The organism is Clostridium sp. ATCC BAA-442 (assembly GCF_964239415.1).
Classification (GTDB): Bacteria; Bacillota; Clostridia; order Oscillospirales; family Oscillospiraceae; genus Flavonifractor; species Flavonifractor plautii.
This window is the reverse complement of the sequence record NZ_CAXSQB010000005.1, coordinates 102,100-116,730: the sequence shown is the minus strand read 5'-3', so window position 1 is coordinate 116,730 and position 14,631 is coordinate 102,100. Positions and strand designations below refer to the sequence as shown.

Genomic DNA, 14,631 nt, shown 5'->3' with positions numbered 1-14,631 from the left:
AGCGGCCTGCGCAAGCGCGCAGGCCGCTTTTTGCGGGGGAATTCAGCCGATGCCGCCGTAGGCGATGCCCAGAATCCATACCGCCACGGTGAGGAACACATAGAACCGGGCGGTGATGCCGAAGAGGCGGCCGGGGGCCTTGCCCCGGCCCAGGGCCAGCTCGGCCCCGATGTCCTTCATACCCAGCACAAAGTAGATGCACACCGCCACCAGCAGCGCGCCGAAAGGGGAGACGTAGATGGTGATGAGATCCATCCAGCCCCCCATGCCTGCCAGGGACTCCAGGAACAGGCCGGGGAGGAAGGCGGCCGCGCCCACCAGGAGGGTGGAAACGGTGCGGGACAGGCGGAAGGTGGAGGTGAGGGCCTCGCCGCAGGCCTCCAGCATGTTCATCAGGGAGGTGATGCCCGCGAAGAACACGGAGACGAAGAAGAGCAGGGCGAAGATGCGCCCGCCGGGCATCTGCTGGAAGATCTGGGGGAGGGTGACGAACATGAGCTGCGGCCCGCTGGTGGGGTCGATGCCGAAGGCAAACACCGCGGGCAGGATGGCGAAGCCCGCCAGCAGGGCGGCCAGGGTGTCCAGTACGGCGGTCATGCCCGCGTGGCGGAGGATGTTCTCGCCCTTTTTCATATAGCTGCCGTAGATGAGCATGCCCGCGCCGTTGATGGACAGGGAGAAGAAGGCCTGTCCCATGGCCATCACCCAGGTCTCCGGGTTGAGCAGATAGCTCCAGTCGGGCCGGAGCAGGTAGAGGTAGCCCTCCATGGCGCCGGGCAGGAAGGCCACCCGGACGGCGATGATGAGGAACAGGATGAAGAAGGCGGGCATCATGACCTTGCTGAGCTTTTCAATGCCGGAGGCCACGCCGAAGATCAGGATGGCGGCCGTCACCGCCACCGCCGCGAAGTGCCAGGGGATGGAGCCGAAGTCCACCGCCAGGGCGGAGAAGAAGCCCTGGGCGTCCCCGGCCAGGACGGAGCCGGTGAGGGAGCCTGCGGCGTACCGCAGCACCCAGCCCACCACCACCGAGTAGCCGATGGCGATGCCCAGCACCCCCAGCAGGGGGATGGCGCCCAGCACCCGGCCGCCCCGGCGGCCCCGCTGCCGGAGCACGTAGTCCAGCGAGCCCATGGCGCCGGTACCGGTGAGGCGGCCCAGGGCGAACTCCCCCGACAGGCCCACATAGCTGAACAGGGCGACGAACAGGAAATAGGGGATCAGGAAGGCGCCGCCGCCGTACTGCCCCACCCGGTAGGGAAAGAGCCAGATGTTGGCCATGCCCACCGCGGAGCCCACCGCGGCCAGTACAAAGCCGATGGAGCTGGTAAACTTGCCGTCGGAACCGGATTTATGCATGATATTCCTCCTCATTGAGCTTGACCATGTGGATGTGGTCCTCCCACACGCCGTTGATGTTGAGATAGCGCCGGGCCAGCCCCTCCGGCCGGTAGCCCGCCTTCTCCGCCGCCCGCAGGGAGGCGGCGTTGCGGGGCATGACGTTGGCCTCCGCCCGGTGGAGCCCCAGCACCCGGAAGGCCCAGCCGGTGCCGTACCGGATGGCCTCGGAGCCGTAGCCCCGCCCCCAGAGGGCGGCGTCGATTTTGTAGGACACGAAGCAGGACTGGAAGGCTCCCCGGATGATCTCGTTGAAGCCCAGCGCCCCGATGATTTTGCCCGGGTGCCGGGGCTGTACCAGCAGGAAGCGGAAGCTCCGCCCCGCCTCCGCCCAGCCCAGCTCCTCTGCCAGGCGCTCGGCCTGCCCCTCCTCGGTGAAGAAGTCCTCCGGCTGCACCGGGTCAAAGGGGGCGAAGGCCGCCCGGTTGCGTCGGTAAAAGGCGGCGGCCGGCCGGGCCAGGGCGGGGCCCACCGCCAGAAAGCCCAGCCGGGGGGAGCGGAACACAAAGCGGTGCATGGGATACCTCCTTCCAATCTGCCTGGAGAGGTATTATACCATACCGGAGACGCTTTTGCACTATAAAGTCAAAAAGATTTTGGCCGTGGGCAATGCGGTTTTCACATGCAAAAGATTCCATTTCGGAAGGTTGACCTGGGGGGCAGTTTTCGTTACAATAGAGGTATTGAGACAAGAGCCGTCCACCCAGGGGCGGCTCCGCCATTGCCAAGGAGAAAACCATGCTGAACAGAGAAGAGGAACTGCGCTTCTGCAAGGCGCGGCGGGCGGCTATCGCCCTGGACTACCAGAACCTGAACCCGGAGCAGAGGAGGGCTGCCCTGGCCACCGAGGGGCCGCTGCTGCTGCTGGCGGGGGCGGGCAGCGGCAAGACCACCGTGCTCATTCACCGCATCGCCAACCTGATGAAGTACGGCCGCGGGTCGGACTGCGACGAGGCGCCCGCCTGGGCCGCCCCCGCAGACCTGGCCTTTCTGGAGGGCTACGTCCAGAACCCCGATCCCGCCCAAAAGGCGGAGCAGGAGCGGCTGTGCCGGGTAGACCCGGCGGTCCCCTGGTCCATCATCGCTATCACCTTCACCAACAAGGCCGCCGGCGAGCTGAAGGAGCGGCTGGAGCGGATGCTGGGGCCGTCGGCCAACGACATCTGGGCCTCCACCTTCCACTCCGCCTGCGTGCGCATCCTGCGGCGGGACATCGACCGGCTGGGCTTCACCAGTTCCTTCACCATCTACGACACCGCCGACTCCGAGCGGGTGATCAAGGACATTGTGAAGGACTTCAACCTGGACGAGAAGGCCTTCGCCCCCCGCTCCATCCTGGGCTATATTTCCCGGGCCAAGGACGCCATGAAGCTGGGGAAGGACTACGTCCAGGAGTGCGAGAAGGCGGGGGACTACCGGCTGGTGAAAATCGCCAAAGTCTACGCCGAGTATGAGCGCCGCCTCCGGGAGGCCAACGCCTTGGATTTCGACGACATCATCCTGGACACCGTCCGCCTGCTCCAGAATTTTGATGACGTTCGGGAGTATTACCAGAAAAAATTCCGCTATGTACTTATTGACGAGTACCAGGACACCAACAACCTCCAGTATCTGCTGGCCTCCACCCTGGCGGGGGGGTACGAGAACATCTGCGTGGTGGGCGACGACGACCAGTCCATCTACCGCTTCCGGGGGGCCACCATCGAGAACATCCTCTCCTTCGAGTCCCAGTACAAGGGGGCGCGGGTGATCCGGCTGGAGCAGAACTACCGCTCCACCAAAAACATCCTGGAGGCGTCCAACGCGGTCATCCGCAACAACGAGGGCCGCAAGGGCAAGGAGCTGTGGACGGAGCACGAGGCGGGGGACAAGGTCCACTGCTACACCGCCATGAACGAGCACGACGAGGCCCAGTTCGTGGCCGCCCAGATCCTCGCCGGCTTCTCCGCGGGCCGGGGCTGGCGGGAGCACGCGGTGCTCTACCGCATGAACGCCCAGTCCAACCAGCTTGAGCAGGCCTTCAAGCGCAACGGCATCCCCTACCGCATCATCGGGGGCATCCGCTTCTTCGACCGGGCGGAGGTCAAGGACATGATGGCCTACCTCTGCGCCGTCAACAACCCCAACGACGATCTGCGCCTGTCCCGCATCATCAACAACCCGCCCCGGGGCATCGGGGCCACCACCGTGGAGCGGGCCCAGGCCATCGCCCAGGCGGAGGGCCGCTCCCTGTGGGATGTGGTGAGCCACGCGAAGGACTTCCCGGAGCTTCAGAAGGCCGCCCCCCGCCTGTCCCAGTTCGCCGAGCTGATGGCGGAGCTGCGGAAGCTCTCCGGCGAGATGGAGCTGCCCGACTTTTACGAGGAGCTGGTGCAGCGCACCGGCTACGCCGTCATGCTGGAGCAGAAGAACACCGTGGAAGACCGCACCCGGCTGGAGAACGTCCACGAGGTGCTCTCCTCCATCCAGAACTACCTGGAGAACGCGGTGGATGAGCCCTCCCTGGCGGGCTTCCTGGACGAGATCGCCCTCTATACCGACCTGGACAGCCACGATCCCAGCGAGGACTGCGTGGTGATGATGACCATGCACTCGGCCAAGGGCCTGGAGTTCCCGGTGGTCTTCGTGGTGGGCGTGGAGGAGGGCATCTTCCCCGGCATCCGCGCCATCGGCGAGGCCGAGGAGATGGAGGAGGAGCGCCGCCTGTGCTACGTGGCCATGACCCGGGCCAAGGAGAAGCTCTATATGACCTGCGCCTCCCAGCGCATGCTCTTCGGCCGCACCAACTCCAACCGGCCCTCCCGCTTTTTGGGGGAGATCCCGCCGGAGTATGTGGAGAAGTCGGGGCGCCTGCCCTACGCCGAGCGGGCCGAGCGGGAGGCCGAGCGCCCCGCCCGCCGCGCGCCGGTGCGCCGCACCTTCGACCGGGGCTTCTCCATGGGCTCCGCCGCCGCCCCGGCCTCTGCCGGCGCGCCCGCCCCCGACTGGAAGAGCCCTGCGGCTGGGCGGGCCCCCGCCGGTGGTGCCCTGCCCGGGTTCCGCATGGGCGACAGCGTCCAGCACAAGGCCTTCGGCCGGGGCCTCATCACCAAAGTCACCCCCATGGGGGGCGATGCCCTGGTGGAGATCGCCTTCGACAGCGTGGGCACCAAGAAGCTGATGCTCAAGTCCGCCTCCCAGTACATGAAGAAGGTCTGAGCCGCAGCCCCAGACCTATAAGGGCGGCCCTTGCGGCCGCCCGCCCCCTACAGCAGCTCGGTGAAGCTGGTGATATACCGGTCGCAGAACCCCCGCATTTCCGCCTCGTAGGAGGCGTAGAAGGGGTCAAACACCCCCACGGCCCGGATGCCCACGGCCTGGGCCGCCCGGCAGGCGCCGGGGGAGTCCTCGAAGAGGGTGCAGTCCCCGGCCTCGGCCCCCAGCAGGGCCAGGGAGCGGGTGAAGGCCTCCGGGTTGCGCTTCTCCAGGCCCAGCTCCTGCACAAAGATGATTTGCCGAAAGTACCCCTCCAGCCTGTGGCGGGCCAGGGCGGCCCGGCACAGCTCGGGTACGCAGGCGGTGAGAAGGGCCATGGGCTCCCCGGCCGCGGCGCACCGGGCCAGGAACGCCTCCGCACCCGGCTTCATGGGCACCTGGCGGGCGTAGGCGTCCCGGGCCATGTCCAGCCACTCGGCCATGATGGCTTCCGGCGTCATGTCCAGGCAGTAGTAGTCCTTGGTGAACTGGGCGGCGATGGGGAAGATGGAGTGGCCCACGGTGTCGCTGTATTCGCGGGTGGGGGTGAGCCCCCGGCGGGCCAGAAAGCCGTTGTCAATCTCCACCCATACGCCGTTGGAGTCCACCAGCGTGCCGTCAAAGTCGAATAAGTACATGCTCGAACCCTCGTTTCCCGGTGAATGTGTGTAAACCTGATTTTATCATAGTCAAAGGAGAGGTACAACCATGACCGAACACAAAGAGAGCAGCGTCCTGGCCCGCTTCGCCAGCCCGCTGCTGATCCTGGCCACCATCATCTGGGGCAGCTCCTTCGTGGTGATGAAGTCCAGCGTGGACGTGCTGCCCACCTTCTGGCTGCTGGCCATCCGCTTTTCTTTTGCGGCCCTGGTGCTGGCGGTGGTGTTCATCCGGCGGTGGAAGGTGCTGGATAAGCAGTACCTGATCGGCGGCACGGTGATGGGCTTCTGCCTGTTTCTGGCCTACACCTTCCAGACCTTCGGCCTGGAGCAGACCACCTCCGGCAAGAACGCCTTCTTTACCGCCGTCTACTGCGTCATCGTCCCCTTCCTGTACTGGTTCATCGCCAAGCGCCGCCCCGACCGGTTCAACCTGATTGCCGCCTTCCTGTGCATCGGGGGGATCGCCCTGGTGTCCATCACCGGGGACAACGCCTCCGCCTTCAACATGGGCGATGTGCTCACCCTCATCGGCGGCTTCTTCTTCGCCGCCCACATCGTGGCCGTGTCCAGGTACTCCGAGGGACGGGACATCTTCATCCTCACCACCCTCCAGTTTGCCTCCTTCGCCCTCTTTTCCTGGCTGGGGGTACTGATCACCCGCCCGGCGCTGACGCCCGGCGTATTTGACAGCAGCCTGATCATGGGCCTGGCGTACCTGGTCATCTGCGCCTCCTGCGGCGCCCTCCTGTTCCAGAACATCGGCCAGAAGTACACCGCCCCCTCCACCGCCGCCGTGCTCCTCTCCCTGGAGGCCCCCTTCGGCGTGTTCTTCTCCATCCTCTTCGCCAATGAGCGGCCCACCCCCCTCATGTTCGTGGGCTTTGCGCTGATCTTCATCGCCGTGGTGTGCTCCGAGACCAAATTCTCCTTCCTGCGCAAAAAAAAGAGTTGACAAAGCCGGAACAGGTGCGTATAATACGGTACAACAACCACACATGGTAAACCAGTGAGGAAGAGAAGTACCCGGCGTTTCCGATGCAAAGAGAGTCCCGGAGGGTGGAATCGGGATCAGAGGAGACCGGCGAATGGCCTTCCGAGGGCGGCTTGAACGGGCAACCTAGTAGATGCCGACGGGATCCCACCCGTTATCCATCGGGCACGCATGATGGTGCGTGAAGCGAGTGGACGTCATTGACGTCAATTTGGGTGGTATCGCAGAAGTGTTGAAACGCTTTTGTCCCAGCAATGGGGCAGAAGCGTTTTTTTACATCCTGCACCATCTGCCGCCCCAATTTTTGATTGGGAGGAACCAAACATGAAAAAGCTGAATCGAATCCTGTCTCTCTCCGCCGCGGCCGCGCTGGCCCTGTCCCTCACGGCCTGTTCCGGCGGCCCCTCCGGCACCGCCGACACCCCGGCGGGCGGCAGCTCCAACACCCCTGCCGCCGGTGAAACCTATAAGGTGGCCGTGATCAAGCAGATGGACCACGCCTCCCTGGACGAGATCGCCAACGCGATTACCGCCCGGCTGGACGCCATCGCGGAGGAAAACGGCATCACGATCGAGTATGAGGTGACCTCCGGCCAGGGGGATCAGACTGTCCTGCGCCAATTGTCCGACCAGGCCATTGCCGACGGTGTGGACGCCATTATCCCCATCGCCACCACCGCCGCCCAGGTGGCCGCCGTCTCCGCTGAGGAGAGCAAGACCCCGGTGATCTTCGCCGCCATCTCCTATCCGGAGACCGTGGAGCTCACCGGCATGGACTACGTCACCGGCACCAGCGACGCCCTGGACACCAATCAGATTCTGGACATGATGTTTACCCAGAATCCGGACATTGGGTCTGTGGGCCTGCTCTACTCCCTGTCCGAGCCCAATTCCGAGGTGCCCATCGCGGATGCCAAGGCTTATCTGGACGCCAAGGGCGTGGCCTACACCGAGGCCACCGCTAACACCAACGACGAGGTCATCGCCGCCGCCAGCTCCCTGATTGCCGACGGAGTGGACGCCGTCTTCACCCCCACCGACAACATCATCATGGCCGCCGAGCTGGCCATCTATGAGGACTTCATCGCCGCCGGCATCCCCCACTACACCGGGGCCGACTCCTTCGTGCGCAACGGCGCCTTTGCCACCTGCGGCGTCAACTACACCGACCTGGGTGCCGAAACGGCCGATCTGGCCTACCAGGCCATGACCGGGGGCATGGACGGCCTGGAGGACTATTACCAGGTGGCGGGCGGCCTGATCACCGTCAACTCCGAGACCGCCGCCGCCCTGGCCATCGACCCCGCCGTCTTTGAAAGCCTGGGACAGGTCACCACCGTCACCACCACTGAGGACTGAGATCAAACCAAAGCCAGCCCCCCGGCTCCCGCCGGGGGCGCTGGCCTGTGAAAGGAGCGTTTTTCCGTGCTCTACGTCGCCCAAACCGCCCTGGAGCTGGGCTTCCAGTACGCTCTGGTGGCCATGGCCCTGTTCCTAAGCTACCGGGTGCTGGACATCGCCGACCTGACCACCGACGGCTGTTTCGTCCTGGGCTGTGCCGTGTCGGTGACCCTCACCGCCGCGGGACACCCCTTCCTGGCCATCCCCGCCGCCATGCTGGCCGGGGCCTGCGCCGGGTTTGTCACCGCCTTCCTCCAGACCAAGCTGGGAGTGCCCTCCATCCTGGCGGGCATCGTCACCAACACGGGGCTGTATACCGTAAACCTCATGGCCATGGGCTGGAAGGCCAACCAGTCCCTGCTCAAGCAGGATACCATCTTCACCCTCTTCCGCGCCACCGGCATCGGCGGCGACTGGAACCCCATCCTCCTCTCCGGGGGGATCACCGTGCTGGCGGGTGTGCTGCTGGTGGCCTTCCTGGGCACCCGGCTGGGCCTCAGCATCCGCGCCACCGGCGACAACCGGGACATGGTGCGCTCCTCCTCCATCAACCCCAATTTCACCATCACCATCGGCCTGTGCGTGGCCAACGCCCTCACCGGCCTGTCCGGCGCAGTAGTGGGCCAGGCCCAGAAGACAGCTGACATCAACAGCGGCACCGGAATCGTGGTCATCGGCCTGGCCTGCCTGATTATCGGTGAGACCATCGTGGGCCGGGGCGCCATGTTCCGGGGAGCCATTGCGGTAGTGGCGGGCAGCATCCTCTACCGTCTCGTTTACGCTCTGGTGCTTTACACCAAGGTGGTGCCAGTGGACTGCCTCAAGCTGGTGACCGCCTTGGTGGTGGCCCTGGCCATCGCGGCCCCCTCCATCCGGCAGTGGTGGGCTTTCCAGACCAGAAAGCGCCGCGCCCTGGCCGGGCGAAAGGGGGAGAAGTAAATGCTGGAACTGAACAAGGTCTCCAAGACCTTCAACCCCGGCACCGTCAACGAGAAGAAGGCCCTGGACGGCTTGTCCGTGACTCTGGCCGAGGGAGACTTCGTGACCATCGTGGGCTCCAACGGCGCGGGCAAGTCCACCTTCTTCAACGCCGTGGCGGGGGACTTCTTTGTGGACGAGGGCTCCATCCGCCTGGACGGGGCGGACATCACCTATCTGCCCGCCTACCGCCGCAGCCGCCAGATCGGCCGTCTGTTCCAGGACCCCATGCGGGGCACCGCCCCCCACATGACCATCGAGGAGAACCTGGCCCTGGCCTATCTCCGCACCGCCAAGCACCAGCGTGCCTTCTTCAGCCGGGTCTCCAAGGCCGACAAGGCGTTCTTCCGGGAGCAGCTCGCCCGGCTGGACATGGGCCTGGAGGACCGGATGCGCCAGCCGGTGGGCCTCCTCTCCGGCGGTCAGCGGCAGGCCCTGACATTGCTCATGGCCACCATGGTGCCCCCCAAGCTGCTCCTGCTGGACGAGCACACCGCCGCACTGGACCCTGCCACGGCGGAGAAGGTGCTCCGCCTCACCCGGGAAATCGTGGAGGGGGAGCGCATTACCTGCCTCATGATCACCCACAACATGAAAAACGCCCTGGAGCTGGGCAGCCGAACCTTCATGATGGATGCCGGACGGGTGGTGCTGGACATCGGCGGAGAGGAGCGTAAGGGCCTCACCGTGGACGATCTGCTGGAGCGCTTCCGTGCCGGCGCGGGGAAGAACCTGGACAACGACCGCATTTTGCTCTCCAACGACTAGAAAAATGCCGCCCAAAGGCGGCATTTTTTCCGTGTCTGCGGCAGCGGGGCCATGTATCCCCGGCTGCGACGGGAGTAGGCCGATGGCGGTGGAAAAAGTGCGAGATCTTTCGAAAAAAGCATTGACAAGAATGCGGAGATATGCTATTATTTTCTGGCTGACATGCCAAAGAGATCAGCGCCCATGCGGGTGTAGTTCAATGGTAGAATCCCAGCCTTCCAAGCTGGTCGCGTGGGTTCGATTCCCATCACCCGCTCCATAAGCGCCTGTAGCTCAGGTGGATAGAGCAACTGCCTTCTAAGCAGTGGGTCAGGGGTTCGAGTCCCTTCAGGCGTGCCATCGTTTTCTAAAGCCATTCGATATGGTGGGTGTAGTTCAGTTGGTAGAGCATCGGATTGTGGTTCCGAGTGTCGCGGGTTCGAGTCCCGTCACCCACCCCATAAGCCCTTAAGGCGGAAGGGCCGGAGCGTCCGCTCCGGTCCTTTGCTTTTAGAACCAGCCAGATTGGGGTGTAGCCAAGTGGTAAGGCACGGGACTTTGACTCCCGCATTCGCTGGTTCGAGCCCAGCCATCCCAGCCAAATGACTCGTTAGCTCAGTCGGCAGAGCAACTGCCTTTTAAGCAGTGGGTCCGGGGTTCGAATCCCCGACGGGTCACCATAAAGCCACACCAATCTGGATATTTTAAGCGGAACGCTTAGAGTATCAGAGGGTGTGGCTTTTTTATTTTCCTGAAATTTGCGTTCTGGAAAAAAAGATATTTTCGAGGTTTATGGAGCCACAGAAGGACATTGCCCCCCGGATTGCTCCATAAAATACCGGTTAACCCTCCCCTGCGCCCTTTTTCAGGCTCCAAGGCCGCCAAATGGAGGAAAAAATATATACAAAAAGTAGCGCGTCGGTTTGTTGGTTTCACAACCATCAGACCGGCGCTTTTTTGTTGCCCAGGAAGTTCAAAAAGGGCGCACACTTTTGTGTCCGCTTTGCTGAATAGATTTTTATAGAGATGATGGTATGGTGAAATTCCCGGGCAGGGGTACAGAACGATAATCGAAAAAGGACGCTGAGTCCAAAGGAGGAATATGAATATGACCGCCAAAACCTATTTCGAAGAGCTGTCCTACGCCCTGCGACGGCGGGAGCTGCTGCCCCGTTCGCTGGAGGAGGACGGCCTGCTCCCGGTGGAGTGGAACGGCCGCATCCTGTGCCGGGTCACGGAGAGCGGCGTCGTCCGGTATGACCCCACCTGGGTGGACACCAGCAGGGCAAAGGCCGCCCTGGCCCAGGTCACGGAGGCGGCGGGGACGGTGATGGAGTACATGACACTTCTGGAGAATGCCGCACCTCTGAAGGCGGATGGCCTGGCGGACGGTTACCGGGTGCTGGCAGAGTTCAACGGCACAGTGCTGGCCGGGACAGAGACGCTGCTGGGGGCCCAGTTCGTCACCTGGGCCCGGGACTATGACCGGAGCGGGGTCAACAACGGCCACTACTACATGGAGGACTATCAGGGCGCCAGGGAGGACTTCGCCCTCCGCTCCGGGCTGGTGGCCAGGGAACGGGTCTTTGACCGGGAGCAGCTGGAGGGGCTGCGCCAGGCGGTGCAGGGCTTCCTCTATGGAGAGGGCCCCGCCTCCTACCAGCAGGAGTTCCAATGCCGGCGCCTCCTGGATCAGATCACAGCCCAGCTGCCGGAAAGAACCCAGGATCAGATGCAGAGCGAAAGTCAGAAGCTTGGACAGTCCATATGAGGGCGGTGCCAAATCAGGCGCCGCTTTTTTCTATACAGAAATTGTTGGTATCGCTTGGTTTGCGGCATTTTTTTCGTTACGTATGGTGATAGCTTTATCCCGCAAAAGCGGGTATTGTTGTGGTCAGAAGCCCACCAAAAAATAACGAGGAGGACACACGTATGAAACAGATTGAGAAGCATCCCGCGCCGGAGAAGCTGCTTCAGCAGATAACTGAGGAGGCAATCAATGCCCTGGCGCTGGGCGGGCCGGACAAGATCGGGGATGAGGCTCCCATGGAGGCAGGCGTGAAGCTGATTGCCAAAGCCTGGGGAGTGCCCCGGGAGAGCCTGCAGGCCAGCCTGGAGCTGATTGAAAGAGAACGGCAGCTTCTGCGCAGCGGGAGCAGCGAGGACGCTCTGCCCAACAGCGAACTGCTGAAGCCTTACGACGGCAAGATGATTGCCGAACTGCTCTGGGGCCTGTTTGAGACGACGGCCAGGCTGGAGGATGCCCAAGACCGGGCGGCGATGCACAAGCTGGCCCTTCTCATGGCGGAAAGCCTGAACCTGGATAGTTGGATCGCAGAGTGCGGGCTATCCAAGCCCTAAGACGGAAGCATACAGGAGGGGCTGTCCTTGGACAGCCCCTCGCCCTTGCGACAGAGAAGGACCGTTTACTTCCGCTGGAGTGGAAAGGCCGCTCTGACCCAGGGCGAGGCTAACTGCCGGCGGCAGCGCAATATCTAATAGAAAGTAGGGAGCAAATCTTGAACCGTCCATGTGAGGGCAGCGCCAAATCAGGCGCCGCCTTTTTCTATGCCCAGATTTTATTTCATTTCTGCGCCCACAAGTCGTACGCCCCGGAGCACCCGGCGGAACCGCCGCCCAGGCCGGTATGCACCCGCTCCCCCCTCTGCGTGGGCTGCCCCTACCCCGCCAACGGCTTCTTCTGCTGGGGAAAGGACGGGAAGTGCCTGCGCTCGGAGATGCGGCGGCTCAATGCCCCGGACAGGCAGGTGACACAAGAAGTGAAAGAGGAGTGATTTCGCGGTGAAACCAAATAGCAACTGCTTTTCCCTGCGGCCGGCCACCCGTGAGGAGGCCAGCTTATTCTACTCAGATGACCAGACAGACAGATCATTGGGTACAGTGGGCCATGTCCGGATGGACTTTGGCTCCAGCGGCAAGGGGTTTTACCATACCTGGTGGCCTCACAATGGGGAGCAGTTCAACACGCCGGAGTTCAAGGAGGCCCTGCAGCAGTTTGTGGACGCCGTGCGGGAGGATGGGCCGTTGAAGGATCTGCCCTCTATGGGCCAATTCTGCCGGCAGAACGGCGGGGCCATCACGGAGGACGGTCGGAGCTATGGGTATCTGGCGGAGATGGGCGACTACCGCTTCTGCCTCCGGTGTACCCCCAGCCCCGGGGAATACCAGTGCTATCTTTACTGCTATGACCTGCGCCAGCAGACACTGGACAGGCCGGTGGGCCGGGTGTCCTTTGCCAACGGCGAACACATGGAGTTCACAGCCCCGCAGGATTACCTCCGGACCATCCGGGAGGAGCTGCCCACAAAGGATGGGACCGGCTTCCGCTTTGAGACCCTGACGGATGACCCGGCGGTGCGCAAGGCGGTGGACGATATGGTCTATGACCTGTATGGGGAGGAGAACCCCAGACCGCTGGCGGATTACATTGCCCGCCATGGCCAGGAGATGGGAGGGCAGCAGATGTGACCACACAGAACAGACAGCCGGTGCTGCGCTGTGTCCTGAGCAACGTGGCGCACCCGGAGTATGGCCAGGTGACCATCCCCTTTCCCATCCCCGTCATGGAATATGAGCGCACCCTGGAATGCCTGGCCGCTATGGAACTGGGAGCACCCCTGAAACGGGACTGCCGGGTGGACGAGCTGGAGAGCGGCTTTCCCATCCTCAAGCGCCTGGAGAAGGTGGGCGCCAATCTGGACGAGCTGGACTACCTGGCCCGGCGGCTGGACAGCTTTGACGACTATGAGGCCGCCCAGTTCCAGGCTATGGCGGTCAGGCTGGGTACGTTTGATATGACGGACTTTATCAATCTTACCTTCTGCTGCCAGCAGGCCACGGTAATTACAAGATTCTCAGATCTAGAGGGCATCGGAAAGGCGCACATCCTAACGCTCCATGGCGGCCACATGCCCGTGGACGAGCTGGAACAGGTAGACGGCAGGGCGGAGGCCCTGAAGTTGATCCTCAACGAGCACGGTACCGTAACCCCCTATGGGGTGGTCTATGATAACGGTATGGAGCTGGAACAGCTCTACAAGGAGGGCGGCCCCTTCCCGGACTATCTTGACCGGGAGTTCGTCATACTCCTGGAGGCATCCTCCGGCGAGGGGCAGAGCACTCTGCTGGTTCTGCCGGACAGCCCGGCCAGGCTGGAACGTCTCCTGTGTCGCACCGGTATACGGGACAGCCCCCAGGTACACTCCAGGGTAGTGGGCAGCACCCTGCCCGACAAGGTCATCCGCAGCATTCCATCGGAACATCTGTCCATCAATGGCCTCAACCGGCTGTGCCGGGCGGCGGAGCGGATTGCACCGGAGGATTTGAAGACCCTGGTACAACTGCTGACCGACAAAAATCAGCCTAGCCAGGGGCCATCCCTGGGCGGGCTATCCATGTGAACCGAGGGGGAGAGAATATGCAGAAAACAGAATTTATCCGGCAGCTCAATGAGCTGGTTCCCAGGCCGAACCCTGTCACCACCGAGGCGCTGTACCGCTTTGACCGGGAGTGTGCGGAGACGGAGTACATCGATATGCTCACCGCCCTGCGGGTAGTGGCGCGGAATTTCAGCGAGGAAACCCTCCAGGGCGCCTATGAGATCATCCAGCACCAAAACGCCGCCCTGCCCAGCGAGCTGTTCGCCGCTGCCGTCTACCTTCAGGCCGGGCGCACACCGGCAGAGGTGTCCGGCCTGGCAAAGGAGGGCCGGCTTATGGGCTTCTTTGGCCCGGAGCGGCCGGAGGAGCTCAGCCGGATTGCAACCTGCACCATTGCGGAGTCCGGGCAGGAGCAGCGGTTTTACACCATGGACTTTGGGCGGTTCAATCCGCAGCATGCCTTGAAGCGGGCCATCACATACGGCCGGGAAACAGGCATATCCGCCACCCAGGCCATGGCCCGCCTCACCATGGATCAACCGGAGTTTGCCGAAAAGCCCGGCGGGCCCCACTGTATCCTGGACGGCCTGGGCTCAGAGCTCACCGAGGCGTTGTTCCAGCTCTCGCCGGCCTGCCCTGCCGTGGCTGCCCATATCACCTGCAATGCAGACCTGGGTATCACAGAGATAGCTTATCATCCCCTGTGGCTGGAGCGAAGCCAGCGTCAGGCGGCCATCCAGCAGATGTGAAAAACTGCTGGATATCACGGGCACACTGTGGTATGTTGTGTGCTTACCAGAAGAAAGGGCGGGAAAGAGCT

14 protein-coding genes, 5 tRNA genes and 1 other annotated feature are annotated in these 14,631 nt (G+C 63.1%); of the genes, 16 read left to right on the top strand and 3 right to left on the bottom strand.

Translation table 11 applies throughout. The features are described from left to right. Positions 1-42 precede the first annotated feature (42 nt). Both ACESY8_RS03865 and ACESY8_RS03860 read right to left on the bottom strand, forming a co-directional pair. Complete coding sequence (locus tag ACESY8_RS03865) at positions 43-1,359, bottom strand: sodium-dependent transporter (protein ID WP_054338863.1); 1,317 nt, start codon at positions 1,357-1,359, stop codon at positions 43-45. Continuing rightward, positions 1,352-1,915 carry a GNAT family N-acetyltransferase gene (locus ACESY8_RS03860; RefSeq protein WP_054338864.1) on the bottom strand — a complete coding sequence of 188 codons (564 nt, stop codon included), beginning with the start codon at positions 1,913-1,915 and terminating at the stop codon, positions 1,352-1,354. The genes ACESY8_RS03865 and ACESY8_RS03860 overlap by 8 nt, the downstream gene beginning before the upstream one ends. A gap of 221 nt (positions 1,916-2,136) precedes the next feature. On the opposite strand from ACESY8_RS03860, the gene ACESY8_RS03855 reads away from it, so the two are divergent. Further along, positions 2,137-4,596 (top strand): ATP-dependent helicase, encoded by a 2,460-nt coding sequence (locus tag ACESY8_RS03855; protein WP_434307924.1) that lies wholly within the window; start codon positions 2,137-2,139, stop codon positions 4,594-4,596. 47 nt (positions 4,597-4,643) lie between these two features. Here ACESY8_RS03855 and ACESY8_RS03850 read toward each other — a convergent pair whose 3' ends face one another. Next, positions 4,644-5,270, bottom strand: coding sequence for an HAD family hydrolase (locus ACESY8_RS03850; protein ID WP_009260160.1), 627 nt, complete (start codon positions 5,268-5,270; stop codon positions 4,644-4,646). A gap of 70 nt (positions 5,271-5,340) precedes the next feature. Between ACESY8_RS03850 and ACESY8_RS03845 the strand changes: the two genes are divergently transcribed. From ACESY8_RS03845 to ACESY8_RS03775, 15 genes are all read left to right on the top strand, one after another. Continuing rightward, positions 5,341-6,246 carry a DMT family transporter gene (locus tag ACESY8_RS03845; protein WP_007489479.1) on the top strand — a complete coding sequence of 302 codons (906 nt, stop codon included), beginning with the start codon at positions 5,341-5,343 and terminating at the stop codon, positions 6,244-6,246. A gap of 45 nt (positions 6,247-6,291) precedes the next feature. Then, positions 6,292-6,539 (top strand) — a binding site (T-box leader). Between the two features lie 70 nt (positions 6,540-6,609). Beyond that, on the top strand, positions 6,610-7,644 hold the full coding sequence (locus ACESY8_RS03840) for an ABC transporter substrate-binding protein (RefSeq protein ID WP_009260161.1): 1,035 nt from the start codon (positions 6,610-6,612) through the stop codon (positions 7,642-7,644). Between the two features lie 66 nt (positions 7,645-7,710). Next, positions 7,711-8,625, top strand: a complete 915-nt coding sequence (locus tag ACESY8_RS03835; RefSeq protein ID WP_007489483.1) for an ABC transporter permease — start codon at positions 7,711-7,713, stop codon at positions 8,623-8,625. Further along, positions 8,626-9,432 carry an ABC transporter ATP-binding protein gene (locus ACESY8_RS03830; RefSeq protein WP_007489484.1) on the top strand — a complete coding sequence of 269 codons (807 nt, stop codon included), beginning with the start codon at positions 8,626-8,628 and terminating at the stop codon, positions 9,430-9,432. A 185-nt stretch (positions 9,433-9,617) separates the two neighbouring features. Then, positions 9,618-9,691, top strand: a tRNA-Gly gene (locus ACESY8_RS03825). 3 nt (positions 9,692-9,694) lie between these two features. Beyond that, a tRNA-Arg gene (locus ACESY8_RS03820) sits at positions 9,695-9,771 on the top strand. Positions 9,772-9,796: 25 nt separating this feature from the next. Further along, a tRNA-His gene (locus ACESY8_RS03815) sits at positions 9,797-9,872 on the top strand. 65 nt (positions 9,873-9,937) lie between these two features. Further along, a tRNA-Gln gene (locus ACESY8_RS03810) sits at positions 9,938-10,012 on the top strand. Between the two features lie 3 nt (positions 10,013-10,015). Further along, a tRNA-Lys gene (locus ACESY8_RS03805) sits at positions 10,016-10,091 on the top strand. A gap of 428 nt (positions 10,092-10,519) precedes the next feature. Further along, positions 10,520-11,182: a hypothetical protein gene (locus tag ACESY8_RS03800; RefSeq protein ID WP_186964077.1), complete on the top strand. Its 663-nt coding sequence runs from the start codon at positions 10,520-10,522 to the stop codon at positions 11,180-11,182. Between the two features lie 161 nt (positions 11,183-11,343). Next, positions 11,344-11,772 (top strand): hypothetical protein, encoded by a 429-nt coding sequence (locus tag ACESY8_RS03795; RefSeq protein WP_009261467.1) that lies wholly within the window; start codon positions 11,344-11,346, stop codon positions 11,770-11,772. 158 nt (positions 11,773-11,930) lie between these two features. Next, on the top strand, positions 11,931-12,206 hold the full coding sequence (locus ACESY8_RS03790; protein ID WP_138308692.1) for a hypothetical protein: 276 nt from the start codon (positions 11,931-11,933) through the stop codon (positions 12,204-12,206). Between the two features lie 7 nt (positions 12,207-12,213). Further along, a complete protein-coding gene (locus tag ACESY8_RS03785) occupies positions 12,214-12,900 on the top strand; it encodes a hypothetical protein (protein ID WP_186964076.1) in 687 nt (228 codons plus the stop codon). Further along, positions 12,897-13,832, top strand: a complete 936-nt coding sequence (locus ACESY8_RS03780) for a hypothetical protein (protein WP_498794641.1) — start codon at positions 12,897-12,899, stop codon at positions 13,830-13,832. Before ACESY8_RS03785 ends, ACESY8_RS03780 begins: the two co-directional genes overlap by 4 nt. 17 nt (positions 13,833-13,849) lie before the next feature. Continuing rightward, a complete protein-coding gene (locus ACESY8_RS03775; RefSeq protein ID WP_186964074.1) occupies positions 13,850-14,560 on the top strand; it encodes a hypothetical protein in 711 nt (236 codons plus the stop codon). The last annotated feature ends 71 nt before the right edge of the window (positions 14,561-14,631 follow it).